The organism is Halomonas sp. 3D7M, assembly GCF_014897885.1.
Taxonomy (GTDB): Bacteria; Pseudomonadota; Gammaproteobacteria; order Pseudomonadales; family Halomonadaceae; genus Vreelandella.
Window position 1 is genome coordinate 17238 of record NZ_JABUZF010000096.1, and the last position, 17637, is coordinate 34874.

Genomic DNA, 17637 nt, shown 5'->3' on the forward strand with positions numbered 1-17637 from the left:
TGGTTGGCAAGGAATGAGAAATGTCTCAGGCACCGCTCCAGCAGTTTTATATACCGGAAGAGCAGTCGGTATATCTACTTAGCCACCATGATGCCCGTAAGCTGAAAGACTGGGTAGCACTGTGTCAGGCACAGCTCGCCCAGTTGGGCTACACGGGGATTGAGCTGGTGGGTAAAGGTGCCTATGGCTTTGTATTTGCGGGCAGCGCGCAACACCAAGATGTGCCTGCCCACTACGTGTTTAAATTCTCACGTATTACGCTACCGACTCATTTACAAGAACGCCTTGAAGAAGAGGCGTTTATGCTTGATCAGGTTTCCCATCCCCGCATACCAAAGCTGGTGGCTTACCAACGCTCCCGAGGCCAGTCAATTCTGGTGATGGAGCGTGCGCCTGGTTGGAACCTGGAACAGGTGTCACTGAAAGAAGGCCGTCTCTCTCCACGATTAGTGGTGAGCATTGCCAACCAGTTGGCCGATATTCTTTCTGCACTGCGCCGCGAAACGGGGCCCAATGCACGTCCCGTTGTGCATGGCGACATCAAGCCGTCAAATTTGGTATTTGATCCAGATACCGAGTCCATCGCATTGATTGACTGGGGATCGTCCGTGTTTGCCCAGTTAGATGAAAAGCTCCAATTTGTCGGGGCAAACGTGATGGAATTAATGTCCGACAACCTGCAGCAAACCAACGCCCGACTGGGCGATGTCTACTTTATTGGTGAAGAGCAGCTAAATGGAGCGCTATCATCGCCTCGTTTCGATGAGCAAGGGGCCGCAGGCACGCTATATGCATTAGCTTCTGCGCAATCTTGCCGCTTTGGTCATCGTGCCATTCCCGCTAGCTCGCTGGGGCTACCTTTGGAGTTTGCCCGCACCTTGGACGGCATGCTGGATCCCGACCCACACATACACCATAAAGCAGGGGATCACTATTTACAGGCGATGTCCCGCATGGCCAAAGTGGTGATGTTAGATTTACCTACGCCAACACAAACACCGTTAGTGCCTGTTTGGGGCCGTGCGGCGCACCAAGAGATTGATACGGTCGTTTACAGCTCTCGGAAGGCGTTTCTGCGCGAAGCGAACGCGGAAGAGACACTTAATGATGTTAATGATGTGCAGTTAGACCGCTATTACAAGCAATTTATGCAGGGCATGGGGGAAACCGAAAAGGCGTTTTTGGCCTCGGTGAGTCGCTTAGGAAAATACCCGGTTGTCGGTGGTTTAGCAGTACGCTGGGAGCGAGAGGGCGTCTATATAGACTCCTCACTTAACCTACACGATCCCGCGTTAAAGCCAGCGTTCATTCAAGCCGTTAACAATATGGTGCACTTGGCGCGAGCCATCCATCGCCAAGGGGTGTTTAAAAGCTGTTTGTTTAATGCCCGCCAAACGCTGCATTTAGAGCGCGCGAGTGCGGAAGAGCCTTTTCATTGTGATCCTGACACCACGATTGACTACGAGCTGAGCGCAGTTCCAGAAATGGAAGACCTCACTCGCCAGCATAGCTACTTTGAAGACGGCCCTGATCCAGAAGAGCTACTGGTCCTGCCTGACACCATTATGCACATACTGCAACGGCTGAATGAGATTCATCACACCGGCATGATTATCTTTGAGTCACTACCAAAGCATCTTAAAATCCATAGCTATTATCGGCTACTGGACCCTAGCCGGGAAGCCGAGTTTCGGGCTTTGCTGGCGCAGATGTTGGCGTCTGTAAGCCAGATCGAGGGGTTAGGCGTGTCCGGCTTTATGAAAATGCCTTACAAAGACACGCGATTTTTTACCCATTTAGAGTGCCAGCCTGAACATTTTTATCCTAAAGACCCGCGTGATTTTTTAAGAAAGACGCCGTCAATCGGCGGTTCTCAGACTGCTTGATTGCGCCGCGACCCATGCTGAAAGCTGCTCAGCTAGCGCATCACTGGCCGCGCCAAACGCATTGACGACGTCCGGAATCTCTGGACTATCCGCGCGGGTGCGGATAACAAAACTAGTCGCAGCTAGTGGTTTTCGGTGTTGTGTATTCACAAGCTGGACATCTAATTGAAGGTGAATACTGGGTGGGGAAGTGTCGTACTCACTTTGGAAATGGCGCAGTTCGCTGAGTAGCAACACATCGTGGGGCAGTCGGTCGCTACTTACACCAGTGAATAGTTGGCGCTGCTGCAGGTCAGAAATTAAGCGCGCTTGAAGCATTTCTGGGGCGTCTTCATGCCAGCGTACGCCCTCATACACATTGACTACATTGCCTTCTGGGTAGACCACAATACGGTTGCTGTTAAGCAAGTGGCCTGCCCCTGGGGTAGCAATGCCCAGTCTTACGGGGAGGGTGGCAGCCGTGTGTTCAGACTGCGTGGCAGACGATGGCAGCCGATAGAGCGTTGCGGGATTACTTTCGGGCAGTATTGAACAACCGGCGCTTAATACAAGCGCCGCTAATGTGACGATGCTAAACGTAAAGCGCAAGCTCATGGACGAAACTCCTCTACCTGATCTCGGCCCAGGAAGAAGTCTGTGGGACTCTCTTCAAGCTGGCGAGTAATACGCTCAAGATTAGTTAGTGTAGAACGTAGGGCTGAAAGTGCGGGAGCAATGTCTTGTGCCCCCTGCAGCGTACTGTCGACAGCACCGGCATTGTCGTTAACGAGCTGTTCAATTCGTTGCGCGGCGCTGGCCACATCACGACTGGCGCTTTCAGCACTTTGCATCATTTGCTGGCCATCTTGACGCAATAGCTGTGTCGCCTCTTGGCTGAGGGTATCGATGCTTTCAAGGGTCGTTGTGGCTTGGCGTGACACTTCGCCGAACAGTGCCATATTTTGATCAAGCGCTGTTTGTTGCGAGGCGATCATCTCTGTGATCTGCGCAATACTCGTCAAAATAGTGCCGGCTTGTTCACGATTGCCGTCATTAAATAGTTCATTAACGTTTATCAGAATAGAGTTAATGTTTTGAATCATTGTTTCGCCTTCATCAAATAGCGTGGCGATCGGTGAAGGGTCTGCGTTGATAAACGGTGCCATGCTGTCCGTTTGGTTTACTAGGCGGGGGCTTTCTGGGGTGCCTCCATACAGCTGAACCGACATGCTGCCGGTAATGCTGGCAAAGGCTAACTTTGCTCGGGTATCTGTTTTGACGGGGGTGTCTTCATAGACTCGCACACTGGCAATAACTTGGCGTGGGTCGTCAGGGTTCAGTGTCAGCTCGGTAACATCGCCAACTTCAATGCCGTTGTACTGCACCTTACTGCCAATTGATAAACCACTAACACTGCGCTCAAACAGAATCCGGTAAGGTTGATAGTTACGCTCTCCGGCGGCATAGCTCATCCATAGCGCAAACAGCAGCGCTGCCGCGGCGGTGCCCAGTGTGAACAAACCTATCAAAACGTGATGCGCGCGGGTTTCCATGTGCAGTCACTCCTGGACGTTTGCGTTATTTGAAAAGGCGGTATGAGCACGCTGAGCGGCTCGACCACGCGGGCCGTGAAAGTAGTCTTGAATCCATTCATCGTCGGTATCCGCCACTTTATCGATGGTATCCACCACCAGCACACGTTTCTGTGAGAGTACCGCGACCCGATCGCAGGCAGCGTAGAGCGTATCCAGGTCATGGGTAACCAGAAATACGCTGAATCCCAGCGCATCGCGAAGGGTGACCAGCAACTGATCGAAGGCCGCCGCGCCAATAGGGTCAAGCCCAGCTGTGGGCTCATCAAGAAACAGGATGTCAGGATCAAGCGCTAAGGCACGGGCAAGGGCAGCGCGCTTGACCATGCCGCCAGACAGCGACTCAGGAAACTGCAGCGCGGCCTGTGGCGGAAGCCCGACTAACGCTAGCTTGACCCTGGCAAGATGCTCGGCGTCTTCACGGGGTAGCCTGGCATGCTCAATGAGCGGTAGGGCAATATTCTCCTGCAGGTTCAACGAGCTGAACAGTGCACCGCGCTGAAACAGCACGCCAAAGCGTCGCTCTATTTGACTGCGCTGTGCCTCGTTAAGCTCGTTAAGCGTTGTGCCGAGGACTTCAACCGTGCCGTCATTGGGTCGTTTCAAACCGACGATGCTGCGTAACAGCACTGATTTGCCGGTACCAGAACCGCCTACAACGCCGAGGATTTCCCCGCGTTCAAGGGTCAGATCTAAATTTTCGTGAACCACATGAGTGCCAAAGCGGTTCACCAAGCCTCGAACCTTAATAACCGGTAAGTCATTTTGCTCTGTCGGTTTATCTGAATTGATCACCAGCCCATCTCCATAAAGAATAGCGCGGCGACGGCATCAATTAGAATCACCATAAAAATCGATTGAACGACACTTGAAGTGGTGTGTTCTCCCACCGACTGCGCGCTACCGCTGACCTTAAAGCCTTCCAGGCAGCCGATTACGGCGATCACGAAGGCAAACACCGGGGCTTTGCTTAGTCCTACCAAAAAGTGTGTTACCGATACGTCTTTTTGCAGCGTGGCCATAAACTGGGTAAGTGAAATATCCAGTGACAGAGAGGTGACCATGGCGCCGCCCGCTAAGCCGCTGAGCATACCTACAAAGGCGAGCATGGGCAGGCTAATTAACATCGCCATTACCCGTGGGAGCACCAAAAGCTCGATAGGATCAAGCCCCTGAGCCTGCAGGGCATCTATCTCTTCATTGGATTTCATGGCGCCAATTTGGGCGGTAAAGGCACTGGCGGTTCGTCCGGCGAGTAGGATCGCAGCAAGCAGAACGCCGAACTCTCGCAAGAATGAGAACGCCACAAGATCGATGGTATAAATCGTGGCGCCAAAATCCTGCAAAACGGTAGCGCCAAGGAAAGCCACGACGGCGCCCACCATAAAGGTGAGTAGCGCGACGATGGGGACAGCATTAAGGCCGCTCTGCTGGATATGGGCCACGGTGGCCGTTAAGCGCCAGTGGTGTGGCCGCAATATCAGTTGGAAGAGGGTGGCCACGACGAGACCAATAAAGGCCAACAGCTGGCGCTGCTGGGACCAAAGCCCCACCATGTGTTGACCCACGCTGGCAAGCGCTTGGCTAATGCGCGAATAGGAAGGAGGATCAACGTCCAGTGGTGCTTCCATGGCTTCGGCAATACGCACCAGCAACGCCTGCTGCTCTTTCGGCAGTTCTGCTGCCCAATCCGCTACCGTCTGTGCTTTCTGAACGCCAATCAGCTCCACAATGAGTATGGCACCGGCGGTATCAAGGCGAGTTATTGCGTCTAGTGAAACCGTCGCATCCGTTGGCTTGCCAAGCTCAGTGTGAGTTTCACTGTGCTGAAGCGCCGCTTTGATAAGGCGATAATTGGCAAGCGTCCACTCGCCTTTAAGGGTGACTGTTTGATCATCACACGCTATCCACTCGCTTGGCATCCCCACTCCTTGGCGCTCTTGGTATCGATGCACTTGTTTAGAAGTCTATGATGCATTCAAACGAGCGTTAGTTAAAGGTGCTTTGTAAGCTTAAGAAAACATGCTTATGAAAGTTCACGCCAAGCGGCGTAAGTGCTAAGAAAAACGCGCCCGGTCAGGGCCTCTAAAAAATCACTCTTTTTGAGCTGGTCCATAACGGGACCCTTCACCTCGGACAGGTGAAGTTTTACATCGGAGTCTTTTAAGCGCGCATTGATCGCATCCAGGCTCTCGAGTGCTGATGCATCAATTAAATTAACGGCTGAACAGATAAGAACGACGTGCTCCAGCTCAGGATAGCTGGCAACTAAATTATAAACGGTATCTTCAAGGTAGCGGGCGTTCGCAAAATAGAGACTTTCGTCGATTCGCAGTAACGCCACATTACTGACGGTTTCAACATCGTGGCGTTCGGTATTTCGAAAGTGCTCGGTGTCCGGCACCCGGCCAACCAATGCGCTATGGGGGCGGCTGGTGCGATACAAGAATAACGCGATAGAAAGACTAACACCGCCGATAATGCCTGCTTCGATACCTTCAACTAGGGTTACCAGGATGGTGACGGCCATCGCGGCGAAGTCACTGCGAGAATAGCGCCACGTTTGGCGCAACATGGGGATATCGACCAGGGTTAAAATAGACACGGTAATTGTCGCGGCCAACGTAGCAATCGGCAGGTAGTAGAGCCAGCCAGTAAACGCCATCGTTATCAACGCTATTCCCAGTGCTGCAAAGGCTCCGGCTGCGGGTGTTTGTGCCCCAGCATCATAGTTGATGACCGTGCGCGAAAGGCCACCGGTGACCGGCATGCCGCTGGTAAACCCTGCGGCTAGATTAGCGGCGCCTAAGCCAATCAGTTCCTGGTTAGGGGAGATACGTTGGCGCCGTTTTGCTGCCAACATTTGTCCCATGGAAACAGACTCGACAAACCCCACCAAACTAATCAGTAGCGCAGGGATGAACAGGGCGCGCCATAGTGACGTATCTCCCCAGGGAAAACTTAGCGCAGGTAGCCCACTGGGAATAGCGCCGACAATGGCAACGCCTTGGTCGGCCAACTGCCAATGCCAAGCAGCCAGCGTGGTAATAATCACCGCAAAGACAGGACCCGCCTTGGTGATTAACTCGGCGAGCGCTCTAGGCAAACCAATAGCACTAAGGCTCTGCTTACCAAAACGCCGCATCATAACGAGAAAAAACAGTGTTCCAGCACCGATTACAAGCGTATAGGGGTTAAAGGTGGGGAGATTAGGTAAGAGGGTTATCACACGCTCTACCAGCGTAAAGCCACTGCTGGAGATACCCAATAGGCTTCCCAGTTGACTAACGGCAATCAGAATTCCCGATGCGGTTAAAAAGCCCGAGATAACCGGATGACTTAAAAAATTGCTAAAAAAGCCCATTTTAAGGGCACCCATCGCGACCAATATACCGCCAGAAAGTAATGAAAGTACCAGCGCAGCTTGTAAATAGTCGGGGCTGCCGGGCGTTGTTACAGAGGAGAGTGCAGCGCCCGTCATTAATGCAATGATGGCCACCGGCCCTACGGCAAGGGTGCGGCTTGTGCCTAAAAAGGTATATAGAAGTTGCGGCAAAATACTGGCATATAGGCCCACTACCGCAGGCAAGCCAGCAAGTAGGGCATAGGCTAATGACTGCGGAATCACCATTACGGTTACGATGAGTCCCGCTAATACATCGGCACCTAACAGGCGCTTATGGTAGTGGGGTAGCCATGTAAGAATAGGAAAATAGCGCTTGAACATAAGCTCCTGGCGTCAGCTTTGTTTTTTAAACCCCAACCACTGGTGAGTCCGTCAGTTTAACGTGTTGTGTGGGCAGTGATGGCCTTTGCTTTCAAACAAAAGCATGTTCTGACCCGAAAGTGCTACTTCATTCATTAGCATAACCCGTTAAGCTGACTGCAAAGTGGCTAATCGCTCCTTCTTTATTTTTATTGATTGACTGCTCAATAACGTCAAATAAAGAAGAGTACCCCACATGCGACTACTTTGGCTATTAGTGCCCTTGGCAGTGCTAGGTGTTTCTGTTTGGATGATGACTGAATCTGGTGCTTTTCCCTATGTCGCGCTACTGTTGGCAACGGGGGCTGGTGCAGGTTTAATGCTCGTAACGATGATGTTGGTTTACTCAGCTGATCAAGTGCGTTTGACGAAACCCATTCACGGTTTCAAGCCCATTCGCGACTATGGTGCGCTTCGCGCGATGGCCTATCGGTTGATGAACCGAGCAAGTAGCACTGCAATCGCCTCGGCAGAAGTTTCTCATTACACTGATCTTACGGCGCAACGCCTTACTAACAGGAAACCATGGCGAGTGACGCGTCATCGAGTATGAACGCTATTAATGCCGCCATCATGCAAGTGAGTGCCAGTGCTAGCCATGTCGCTGCTTACCCATAACGCAGCCGTTAGCCGCGAGCCCACCGGTGATTACGATCACGATCTCAAGTATTGCCGCAGCAAACGCATTTTTGATGATCCGACGGGCAGTCGTTGCGGCGCCCATGAGAAACCGTTGCTGCTACAAACCTATAAGCGTGACACTGGCGAAATCATGCACGATCTTTCGGTTCCCATTTACATTAATGGTAAGCACTGGGGAGGCTTTCGCGTGGGCTACCAGCCTGAAAAGGCAAATGACACCAGTGCAGTGGTGATTGAAAAACCAGTGGAAGAATTAGCCTCAGGAAGCCACCTGCTGGCGCGGGCGTGATTGCCAAGAGGACCAGGAATATAGCGCTAAGCTCGCCCAGATCATCACAAAGGTCGCTAACTGGATGAGCCCTAGAGGCTCGCCAAAGATGATGATTGCAATCAAAAACTGAATGCTGGGATTGATATACATCAGAAACCCTAGCGTTGCCAGCCGTAAGCGTCGTGCAGCCCCAGCAAAGGCCATCAAGGGCAGGGCAGTTAACACACCGCTAATTATTAGCAGGGTGCTCATCGGCACATTAAGAATAAAGTGAGACTCCCCCTGCCAACTGAGCCAAGTGAGCGCTATTAGTGCTAGTGGGAATAGCAACAGCGTCTCTACAAACAGGCCTGAAAGCCCATCAAGAGGCACTTGCTTGCGGAATAATCCGTAGCTACCAAAGCTGAGTGCTAGCAACAGGCTGATCCAGGGCAGTTCACCCAGCATCACAAACTGGATTGCAATCGCTAAACTTGCCAAACCAAGAGCAACCAGCTGGAGGCGAGCCATTACTTCGCGTAGCACCAGTACGCCCAAGGCAATGTTTACCAGCGGCGTTAGAAAGTAGCCTAAACTGGCTTGTAATACCTGCTTGCTTTCAACAGCATAGATATAGAGGCCCCAATTAAAGGCAATCAGTAATGCGCAAGCGAGTACGCGCCCCAAGCGCTTAGGCTCAACAAGTGCGCTAACCACTGGCGTCCATCGGCGCAGTATGCTGATTAGCCCGACCAGGAAAAGGCACGACCACAAAATCCGATGTATCAGGATCTCAAATGCGGGAATGCCATCAAACAGAGCGAAAAATAGTGGGAAGCAGCCCCACATAATGTAGGCCGTTAAGCCAAACATAACGCCCTTGACCGCTTCAGGGTCCCTTGGTGCGGGTGGAAACATAGCAGCCTCACTAATTAAAAATGCTAATCTAGCACATAATTGACGAACACACTGATGCAAAGGAGACATGGCATGAGTCAACTGAAAACGAGCTTAGTGCAGTGCGATTTGCGCTGGGAAGATCCTCAGGCCAACCATGCGCATCTTGAGCGGCTATTAGGCGAATTAGATAGCCGCGATACCGATTTAATTGTGTTGCCAGAGATGTTTGCTACGGGTTTCACCATGAATTCACGGGAAATGGCCCAGCCCATGAACGCGAGCCAGAGCGTTGCCTGGTTACAGGCGCAGGCCAAGGCGAGAGGCTGTGTAATGACCGGCAGCGTGGCAATTGTCGATGAAGGGCAATACTTCAACCGTATGGTATGGGCTACCCCCAGCGGTGACTTGCAGTACTACGATAAACGCCATTTATTTCGTATGGCCGGAGAGCATGAACGCTATGGTATGGGCAATGGCCGGAAGATCGTTGAACTGAAAGGTTTCAGGCTGCTATTGAGCGTATGCTATGACCTGAGGTTTCCCGTTTGGATGCGCCAGCAGCCAGCAGAGGGCGAACATTTCGAGTATGATGCCGCGCTGTGTGTGGCGAACTGGCCTGCACCCCGGCGTCACCCATGGCGCACTCTTTTACAAGCGCGTGCAGTTGAAAACCTAGTTTACGTAGTGGGTGTCAACCGCGTCGGTGAAGATGCCAAAGGACTCGCCTATAGCGGCGATTCCATGCTGGTCGATTTCAAAGGGGAACCGCTGATCGACCACCCTGCAAACTCTCCGTTTATTGAAACGGGGACGCTAAATAAAACGGACCTAGATGCTTTTCGAGAAAAATTTCCTGCCTGGCAAGATGCCGACCGCTTTTCGCTTCTGCCAGGAGTGGGTCAATAATGCGCCTTGATCGCTTTTTGAGTGAAACAACCCCGTTGACGCGCAGCCTAGCAAAGCGTGCGTTAAAAAATGGCGAGGTGACCCTGAATGGCGAGCCCATCAAGCAGTCGGCGACCCAAATTGACACCCAGAACGACGAAGTAAAGTTCAATGGTGAGACGCTAGCGCTGGTTGGGTTGCGTTACCTGATGATGCATAAGCCGCTGGAAGTAGAGTGCACTGCCCGCCGTGGGCTTTACCCAAGGGTGATTGACCTCATTGATCTACCCAAAGTAGAGCGACTGCAGCCGGTAGGGCGGTTGGATGTAGATACCACCGGCTTGTTATTGCTCACTGATGATGGCCAATGGTCCCATCGTGTCACCTCGCCGCGCCATCGCTGTGCCAAGGTATACATTGCAGAGTTGGCGGAGCCTATGGAAGGTAGCGCCGCTGAGTGGGCCATTAACCAAGTAGAGGAAGGACTTCTACTGGATGGTGAAGAAACGCCAACGCAACCTGCCGTGCTGAGGTTTATTACTCCTCAGCAAGCGGAATTGACCATTACTGAAGGGCGCTATCATCAAGTGAAGCGCATGTTTGCAGCCCTAGGCAATCACGTCAATGCGCTTCATCGCCGTTCGATTGGCGATGTGGTCTTGCCAGATGACCTAGCACCTGGTGAATGGCGGGAGCTAACGCCTGAAGAAATTGCCAGCTTCTAAACACACTTAGCGTCACTGCTAGTGGATAAAACGCCCCGGTCAGCACATACCCGTGCCAAAGGCCGGGGCGTTTTTATTATGAGCAATGAGTTTTTATACCGTTATCTTGCTTCTGCGTTCATGCGTGGCCAGCTTGGAAAGTGCCGAGACGAACGTTCATGTTAACCAGGTAGCTAGTGCAAGTGGGCAGCTTCTATCAATGCTTTGGTATAGGGATGCTGCGGGGCGGCGAGCACTTCAAGGCAATCCCCTTGTTCTACTACGTTGCCATCTTTTAGCACCATAATGCGGTGGGCCATAGCGCGCACCACGGCAAGATCATGGCTGATAAACAGGTAGCTTAGTTGGCGGCGTGCCTGAAGTTCGCGCAGCAGCGTGACCAGCTGTTTTTGTACTGTTCGATCTAACGCTGAGGTTGGTTCGTCCAGTACCAGTAGCTCAGGTTCTAGGATAATTGCCCGTGCCACCGCTATGCGCTGGCGCTGTCCCCCCGAAAACTCATGAGGGTAACGGGCAGCACAGCTTTCCGGCAGACCCACTTCTCGCAGCGTACGATGCACGCGTTCGGTGACTTCTGCATTGGTCAAGTTAGGGTAATGAAACTGCAGGCCTTCACTGACAATATCAAATACCGGCATGCGCGGAGAAAGCGCTCCGTAAGGATCTTGAAAAACCATTTGTAGCCGGTGGCGCTGGCGTCGAAGCGTGTCGCCAGAGAGCTGACTCAACGTGGCATTGCCCAGTATCACCTCACCTTGGCTAGCGACTAATCGCATAACCGCTGACGCCAGCGTCGTTTTTCCAGAGCCTGATTCGCCAACAATGCCCAGCGTTTCGCCAGGAGCGATGGTTAGGTCGGTGGCTTTCAGGGCCTCAAAAGCGGGTGGCTGGCGCTGAAAAAGTCCTGTCCTCGGGCGCTTGAAACTCACGCTAAGCTGGCGTGTGGTCAAAAGCGGCGTGGTATCGGCAGGTTCAGCAGGCCGGCCTTCTGGTTCGGCGGCAATGAGGGCTTTGGTGTAGTCGCTTTGGGGATTAATAAATACATCGGCAACGCTACCGGTTTCCTGAATTTTCCCTTGATACATGACACATATCCGGTCTGCATGGCGGCGTACCAAGTTTAAGTCGTGACTGATAAATAGCACGCCCATGCCGTGATGATCGCGAAGTTCTTTCAGCAGGGCTAAAATCTCTTGCTGAACGGTCACATCGAGCGCTGTCGTTGGCTCATCCGCAATCAGCAGTGCCGGATTATTGGCAATGGCCATGGCGATCATTACCCGCTGGCGCTGGCCGCCAGAAAGTTGATGTGGCCAGGCATCAAGCAGTTCATCAGGACGCGGTAGTTTGACTTGTTCTAACAGTGCCTTGGCCCGTGTACGTGCAGCCTGACCGCTGAGGCCCTGGTGTAAACGAAGGGTTTCGCCTATTTGCTTGCCAATGCGGTGAAGCGGGTTGAGCGACGTCATCGGCTCTTGGAAAATAAATCCCACCTGATTACCGCGTATACCATTCCAATCACGTTTGCCTAGTTGATTAAGGTCGGTCTCTTCTAACCAGCGCTGACCACTTACCTTAGCGTTGTCAGGCAGTAAATTAATCGCGCCCAGGGCAGAGACCGACTTGCCTGAGCCAGATTCCCCCACGATAGCGAGCGTTTCGCCCGCATTGACAGTGAGAGAGAGGGAATCGACAACGACGTTGCCATCGAAGGAAACACAAAACTCGCTTAAGCGCAGTAGTGGTTGGGCATTGTTTGCGTGACTAGGCATGCTTGGTTTCCTGGGCCGGTGACTGATGCTGCTTCACATGTCGTGGGTCGAAGGCATCGCGAAGTCCTTCACCAATAAACACCAGTAGTGAGAGCATAATGGCAAGCGTCATAAACGCGGTGATGCCAAGCCATGGAGCATGCAGGTTATTTTTGCCTTGTGCCGCTAGTTCACCAAGTGAAGGCGCGCCAGGTGGCAGACCAAAGCCTAAAAAGTCCAGCGCGGTGAGCGTGCCAATGGCACCAGTGAACAGGAAGGGGATAAACGTCAGGGTGGCTACCATCGCGTTAGGTAACACGTGGCGCCACATAATCAGCCGAGAAGGGAGCCCCATGGCCTTCGCTGCACGCACGTACTCGAGATTGCGTGCACGCAAAAACTCGGCGCGTACGATATCAACCAGTCCCAGCCACGAAAACAACAGCATGATGCCAAGTAGCCACCAGAAACCGGGCTGCACAAAGCTAGCCAATATAATCAGCAGAAATAGCACCGGTAACCCAGACCAGATTTCTGTGATGCGCTGTCCGATGAGGTCTACTTTGCCGCCAAAATAACCCTGCACACCGCCCGCCACCACTCCTAGGACCAAGGAGCCTGCGGTGAGCGCCAGAGCAAAGGCAACCGATAGTCGAAACCCGTAAATGACTCGCGCTAATACATCACGCCCTTGATCATCGGTACCCAGCCAATGGCGCCTATCTGGCGGTGCAGGCGAAGGTCGTGTCATCAGCATATCGAGGGTTTGATAGGAGTAGGGAATAATCGGCCATAGCGCCCAACCGTGGTCGCTAATTTGCTGTTGGACAAAGGGGTCTAAGTAGTCGGTACGGGTGGGTAAGAAACCACCGAATTCGGTTTCTGGATAATCGACCAGTAGCGGTACATACCACTGCCCGTCATATTTCATTACGAGAGGCTTGTCGTTGGCGATGAGTTCAGCAAATAGGCTGACAATAAACAGAACGCCAAATAGCCACAGCGATACTCGGGCGCGGCGATTGGCTTTAAATGCTGCTAGGCGACGCAGCGTAATCGGCGAAAGACGCGAGCTGATAAATGTCATGTTTATGACTCCCTCGACGCAAAATCAATGCGTGGGTCTACCCACACATAGGTCAAGTCGGATACTAGCTTTAGCAGCAGCCCGATTACCGTATACAGGAATAGCGTTCCGAAAATGACGGGGTAGTCTCGCTGCATTACTGCCTCAAAGCCTAATAAGCCGAGGCCATCCAAAGAGAAAATCACCTCGATGAGCAGTGCGCCGGTAAAGAAAATGCCAATCATTGCAGAGGGCAACCCAGCAATGATGATCAGCATGGCGTTACGGAAAACATGGCCATACAAAATACGCTGCTCGTCGGCACCTTTGGCCCGGGCTGTCAGTACGTACTGCTTATGAATTTCATCCAAAAAGCTGTTTTTAGTCAGCATGGTGAGCGTGGCAAAACTGCCAATCGCGGCAGCCAGTACCGGTAGGGTGATATGCCAGAAGTAGTCTTTAATCTTGCCCCATGTGGATAGCTCGGAGAAATCGGGTGATGTTAAGCCGCGTAGAGGAAACCAATCCAGGTAAGTGCCACCAGCAAACACGACAATAAGAAGAATGGCGAACAAAAAGCCAGGGATGGCATAGCCTACGATCACTAGGCCTGAGGTCCAGACATCAAAGTGAGAGCCGTGTCGTAGCGCTTTGCTGATGCCTAAAGGAATAGAAATGAGATAGACCAGCAGCGTTGTCCATAAGCCTAACGAAATAGACACGGGCAGGCGCTCGATCATCAGTTCAATCACCGGTCGATCACGAAAAAAACTGGTGCCGAAATCGAAGGTGAGATAGTCCACCATCATGCCGATAAACCGTTCATGAGCGGGTTTGTCAAAGCCAAATTGCTGCTCTAATTGCTCGATAAAGCGTGGATCGATTCCACGCGCGCCCCTAGAGTCATCATTAACTTGTACATCAGCGCCCCCCATATCCAGGCGTGTGCTTGCCATGGCGTCGGCCCCCTCAAAGCGGGCCAACATTTGATCAATGGGTCCCCCAGGGGCAGCCTGAACAATCATGAAGTTAAGCAGCATGATGCCGAACAGGGTCGGGATCATCAGTAGCAGTCGGCGTAAGGTATAACGTGCCACAGCGCGCTCCATGAGTAATTGGGGGCCAAAAGTTATTGCCGGTAAGCTGTTATAACTATGTTGAATGAATCTATGTTTGATAAATCTATGTTGGCTGAATCAGCGGCGTCGATGACGGCGTTGTAGTTCTGCTTCTCGATCGGTGTTTACCCACCAAGCGTCTAAATCCATGGCATAAGCTGGAAACGGTTCTGGGTAGCCAAATTTATCCCACACAGCAATCCGCGTTTCGCCTGAATGATAGTGCGGAATGACATAAAAGCCCCAGCGCAGCACGCGATCAAGCGCTTGTGTAATGGTATCTAGCGTTTCCCGGTCATCAGCACGAATCAGCTGCTCCACCAGCGCATCGACAGCAGGGTGGGCAAGGGCCATGCGATTACGACTTTGTGGTGCCTCTGCAGCAGCACTGGTCCAAAAATCGCGTTGTTCATTGCCAGGATTGTTAGACTGGGGGAAATGGCTGATGACCATGTCGTAATCGTAGCTGCGAACTCGGTTAAGGTATTGATTGATATCGACAATGCGTAGCGACGTTTGAACCCCAAGGCGTGCCATATTGCGTAGCATGGGTTGCACAACACGCTCCAGGCCAGAGTCGTAGAGCAGTACTTCCAGGGTAAGCGGTCGGCCTGTTTCACCGTGCACCAACACACCATCTTCTACGCGGTAGCCAGCGTCGCGCAGCAGGTCAAGCGCAAGCCGCAGGCGTTCACGCAGCTCTGTAGGGTGTTCAATGGGCAGCGGGTCGGTGAACAGTCGTTCTGAATGATGGGAGTCCATCAACACTTCACGAAAAGGTTCGAGTAGCGCAAGTTCTTCTTTTGATGGCGTTCCAGTAGCTTCCATTTCAGAATTTTGAAAAAAACTTTCCGTGCGCCGATAGGTGCCATAGAAAATATTGGTGTTGAGCCAGGGGAAATCAAACGTAAGGCTCAGTGCTTCTCGAACCTTTGGGTCCTGAAACTTCTCTTCGCGTAAGTTGAAGACAAACGCCTGCATCATGGAGGGGTTAACATCGGGCACGGTAATCCGCTTAATTAAGCCGTCTCGGTAGGCTGGAAAATTATCATAGCCAATGGCCCAAGTAGCAGCGCGTGCATCAGTCCTGAAGTCGGTAAGGCCTGCTTTGAAGGCTTCCCAGGCAATATCACGGTCGCGGTAGTACTCATAAACAACACGGTCGATGTTGTAGCGACCCACATTGACGGGCAAATTCTTACCCCAATAGTTGTCATCTCGCTGATAGACAATTCGCCGTCCAGGGTCTACCTCGCTAATGCGATAGGGACCTGACCCAGGGTGTGCATCCAGAGTCGGAGAGCTGAAGTCGCGGGGTTCCCAGTAGTGACGAGGTAAAATAGGCAGCTGGGCCACAATCAGTGGCAGCTCGCGTGATTCAGTGTCATTAAATTCAAAGCGCACTTGATGATCGTTTAAGGCGATAACGTGTTCGACACCGGCGTAATAGCTACTGTAGAAGGGGTTGCCTTGTTCACGCAGCAGGTTCAGTGAGAACACCACATCATAGGCCGTTACCGGCTCCCCGTCCTGGAAGCGAGCCTCTGGGCGCAAATCGAACTCTATCCACCGACGTTCCGGATCCAGGCGGACGCCTTCTGCCAGTAGCCCGTATAAGCTAAACGGCTCACCAGGATTACTGGCCATCAACGAGTCATAAATTTTAGAAATACCGGTAACCGGCGTGCCGCGAATAATAAACGGGTTGGTAGAGTCGAAACTGCCCCCCACGGCGGTATGGGTAATCGTTCCGCCCTTGGGGGCGGACGGATTAACATGGGGGAAGTAGGCAAAATCGGGAGGTAGCTCTGGGCTATTGTAGAGAGATAGCCCGTGCACGGTCTCAACGGGGGTAGAGGTGTTGTTTTCGGCGACGGTTTCAGAAGCCAACAGCGACAGGCTCAACAGCAAGCCGCTGGTTAACAAAAGTACTTTGGTAAACAACACACCGCGTGGCATTGGTAACTTCCTGTAGCAACGAAGGCTTAGAAACCGGGCTTAGAGCCTTAGACACAACTGCTGAGTCACAGTAGCGGCGCTAATAGTAACTGAGACATAGCCAAGAAAGACTAATAAAGACTGCGTTTTAAACCTAGTTAACAAAGCCTGGTTAGATTCCCCAAGTTACCGTCCTGAAAGCGTCAGCAGTTGACCTGGCTTCAGTGCCTCTGGGCGTTCAATAGCATTCCACCTGATCAAATCTTGTTGAGTGACATTATAGCGTGACGCAATCACTGACAGGTTATCGCCACTTTCAACGCGGTGAACGCTTGGCGTGCCGGTTGACGCTAATGCAGTACTGTTTGATTGCGAAAGCTGAGCTAACACTTGAGTATCGACTTCTTCAGGCACAAGTAACGTCTGTGCGCTACGTGGGTCAAGGCTGCCATTCAGCAAGCCAGGGTTTAGCTCGGCCAGCGCGGATTGACTAACATCCAGAAGCTGAGAGGCCTGTGCCAGGCTAACTGGCTGCTCCAGCTGAACTTTGGCAAAAGCGGGATCAGGATGAATGTCGGGAAGTGAAACACCGTACTGTTCTGGATTATTGATGATCGTCGCAATGGCTTTAAGTTTGGGAACGTACTGCATCGTTTCGTGGGGCAGTGATAGTTCCCAGTAGTCGCCTGCAAGGCCTTGGCCCTGAGCTTGGCGTTGCGCACGGTTAACGGTGCCAGCGCCGGCGTTGTAAGCGGCCAGCGAGAGCATCAGGTCACCCTCGTACCACTCATCTGCCTGCATTTCCAGGTAATCAAGCGCTGCTGCGGTAGACGTCACGACGTCTAAACGTCCATCGTAGTTGCCGTTGCGAACCAGACCTAATGCATCTCCGGTACCCGGCATAAACTGCCAAAGCCCAGCGGCTCCTCGATGGCTCCGGGCGCTGGGGTCGAATGAACTTTCAACAAACGGAATCAGCGCGATCTCACCAGGAAGGCCACGCTCGCTCACTTGCTGGGTGATCCAGGCAAGCCAGGGGGTTGCTCGTTCCGTGATGGAGACAATATTTTGCGGGCTGGAACGGTAGTACTCTATCCACTTGTCGACACGTGCTTGAGCATCGGCGGGGGGGTTTTTTT

14 protein-coding genes and 2 pseudogenes (1 of these 16 cut by a window edge) are annotated in these 17637 nt (G+C 52.4%); 5 read left to right on the forward strand and 11 right to left on the reverse strand.

Annotation, left to right across the window (positions count from 1 at the left end):
• Positions 1-20 precede the first annotated feature (20 nt).
• Positions 21-1886, forward strand: coding sequence for a serine/threonine protein kinase (locus INT22_RS04145; protein ID WP_193059794.1), 1866 nt, complete (start codon positions 21-23; stop codon positions 1884-1886).
• Here INT22_RS04145 and INT22_RS04150 read toward each other — a convergent pair.
• From INT22_RS04150 to INT22_RS04170, 5 genes are all read right to left on the reverse strand, one after another.
• A complete protein-coding gene (locus tag INT22_RS04150) occupies positions 1860-2480 on the reverse strand; it encodes an ABC-type transport auxiliary lipoprotein family protein (protein WP_193059795.1) in 621 nt (206 codons plus the stop codon). The two genes, INT22_RS04145 and INT22_RS04150, sit on opposite strands and share 27 nt — an antisense overlap.
• On the reverse strand, positions 2477-3418 hold the full coding sequence (locus INT22_RS04155; protein WP_193059796.1) for an MlaD family protein: 942 nt from the start codon (positions 3416-3418) through the stop codon (positions 2477-2479). Before INT22_RS04155 ends, INT22_RS04150 begins: the two co-directional genes overlap by 4 nt.
• Before the next feature lie 6 nt (positions 3419-3424).
• Positions 3425-4249 (reverse strand): ABC transporter ATP-binding protein, encoded by an 825-nt coding sequence (locus tag INT22_RS04160; protein ID WP_193059823.1) that lies wholly within the window; start codon positions 4247-4249, stop codon positions 3425-3427.
• Positions 4249-5379, reverse strand: coding sequence for an MlaE family ABC transporter permease (locus tag INT22_RS04165; protein WP_193059797.1), 1131 nt, complete (start codon positions 5377-5379; stop codon positions 4249-4251). The genes INT22_RS04160 and INT22_RS04165 overlap by 1 nt, the downstream gene beginning before the upstream one ends.
• Before the next feature lie 104 nt (positions 5380-5483).
• On the reverse strand, positions 5484-7184 hold the full coding sequence (locus tag INT22_RS04170) for a SulP family inorganic anion transporter (RefSeq protein ID WP_193059798.1): 1701 nt from the start codon (positions 7182-7184) through the stop codon (positions 5484-5486).
• Positions 7185-7419: 235 nt separating this feature from the next.
• Between INT22_RS04170 and INT22_RS20245 the strand changes: the two genes are divergently transcribed.
• Positions 7420-7776, forward strand: a complete 357-nt coding sequence (locus INT22_RS20245) for a hypothetical protein (protein WP_226912391.1) — start codon at positions 7420-7422, stop codon at positions 7774-7776.
• Between the two features lie 57 nt (positions 7777-7833).
• Positions 7834-8154: pseudogene (locus INT22_RS20250) on the forward strand (methyl-accepting chemotaxis protein); the annotation flags it as partial.
• Here the strand turns inward: INT22_RS20250 and rarD are convergent.
• A complete protein-coding gene (gene rarD / locus INT22_RS04180; protein WP_193059799.1) occupies positions 8125-9033 on the reverse strand; it encodes an EamA family transporter RarD in 909 nt (302 codons plus the stop codon). The pseudogene INT22_RS20250 and the gene rarD sit on opposite strands and share 30 nt — an antisense overlap.
• A 72-nt stretch (positions 9034-9105) precedes the next feature.
• Between rarD and INT22_RS04185 the strand changes: the two genes are divergently transcribed.
• Together INT22_RS04185 and INT22_RS04190 are read left to right on the forward strand one after the other, a co-directional pair.
• Entirely contained in the window at positions 9106-9921 is an 816-nt protein-coding gene (locus tag INT22_RS04185; RefSeq protein WP_193059800.1) for an amidohydrolase, read from the forward strand.
• A complete protein-coding gene (locus INT22_RS04190; RefSeq protein WP_089038295.1) occupies positions 9921-10625 on the forward strand; it encodes a pseudouridine synthase in 705 nt (234 codons plus the stop codon). Before INT22_RS04185 ends, INT22_RS04190 begins: the two co-directional genes overlap by 1 nt.
• A gap of 173 nt (positions 10626-10798) precedes the next feature.
• On the opposite strand, the gene INT22_RS04195 is transcribed toward INT22_RS04190, so the two are convergent.
• The 5 genes and pseudogenes from INT22_RS04195 to INT22_RS04215 form a co-directional block, all read right to left on the reverse strand.
• Positions 10799-12397 carry an ABC transporter ATP-binding protein gene (locus INT22_RS04195; protein ID WP_193059801.1) on the reverse strand — a complete coding sequence of 533 codons (1599 nt, stop codon included), beginning with the start codon at positions 12395-12397 and terminating at the stop codon, positions 10799-10801.
• Entirely contained in the window at positions 12390-13463 is a 1074-nt protein-coding gene (locus INT22_RS04200; protein WP_193059802.1) for an ABC transporter permease, read from the reverse strand. The genes INT22_RS04195 and INT22_RS04200 overlap by 8 nt, the downstream gene beginning before the upstream one ends.
• A 2-nt stretch (positions 13464-13465) precedes the next feature.
• Positions 13466-14539 carry a microcin C ABC transporter permease YejB gene (locus tag INT22_RS04205; protein ID WP_193059803.1) on the reverse strand — a complete coding sequence of 358 codons (1074 nt, stop codon included), beginning with the start codon at positions 14537-14539 and terminating at the stop codon, positions 13466-13468.
• A 99-nt stretch (positions 14540-14638) separates the two neighbouring features.
• The gene (locus INT22_RS04210) at positions 14639-16519 is read right to left on the reverse strand and encodes an extracellular solute-binding protein (protein WP_193059804.1); all 1881 of its coding nucleotides are present in this window, start codon (positions 16517-16519) and stop codon (positions 14639-14641) included.
• Positions 16520-16684: 165 nt separating this feature from the next.
• Positions 16685-17637 (reverse strand): annotated as a pseudogene (locus INT22_RS04215) (transglycosylase SLT domain-containing protein) (it continues 275 nt past the right edge of the window).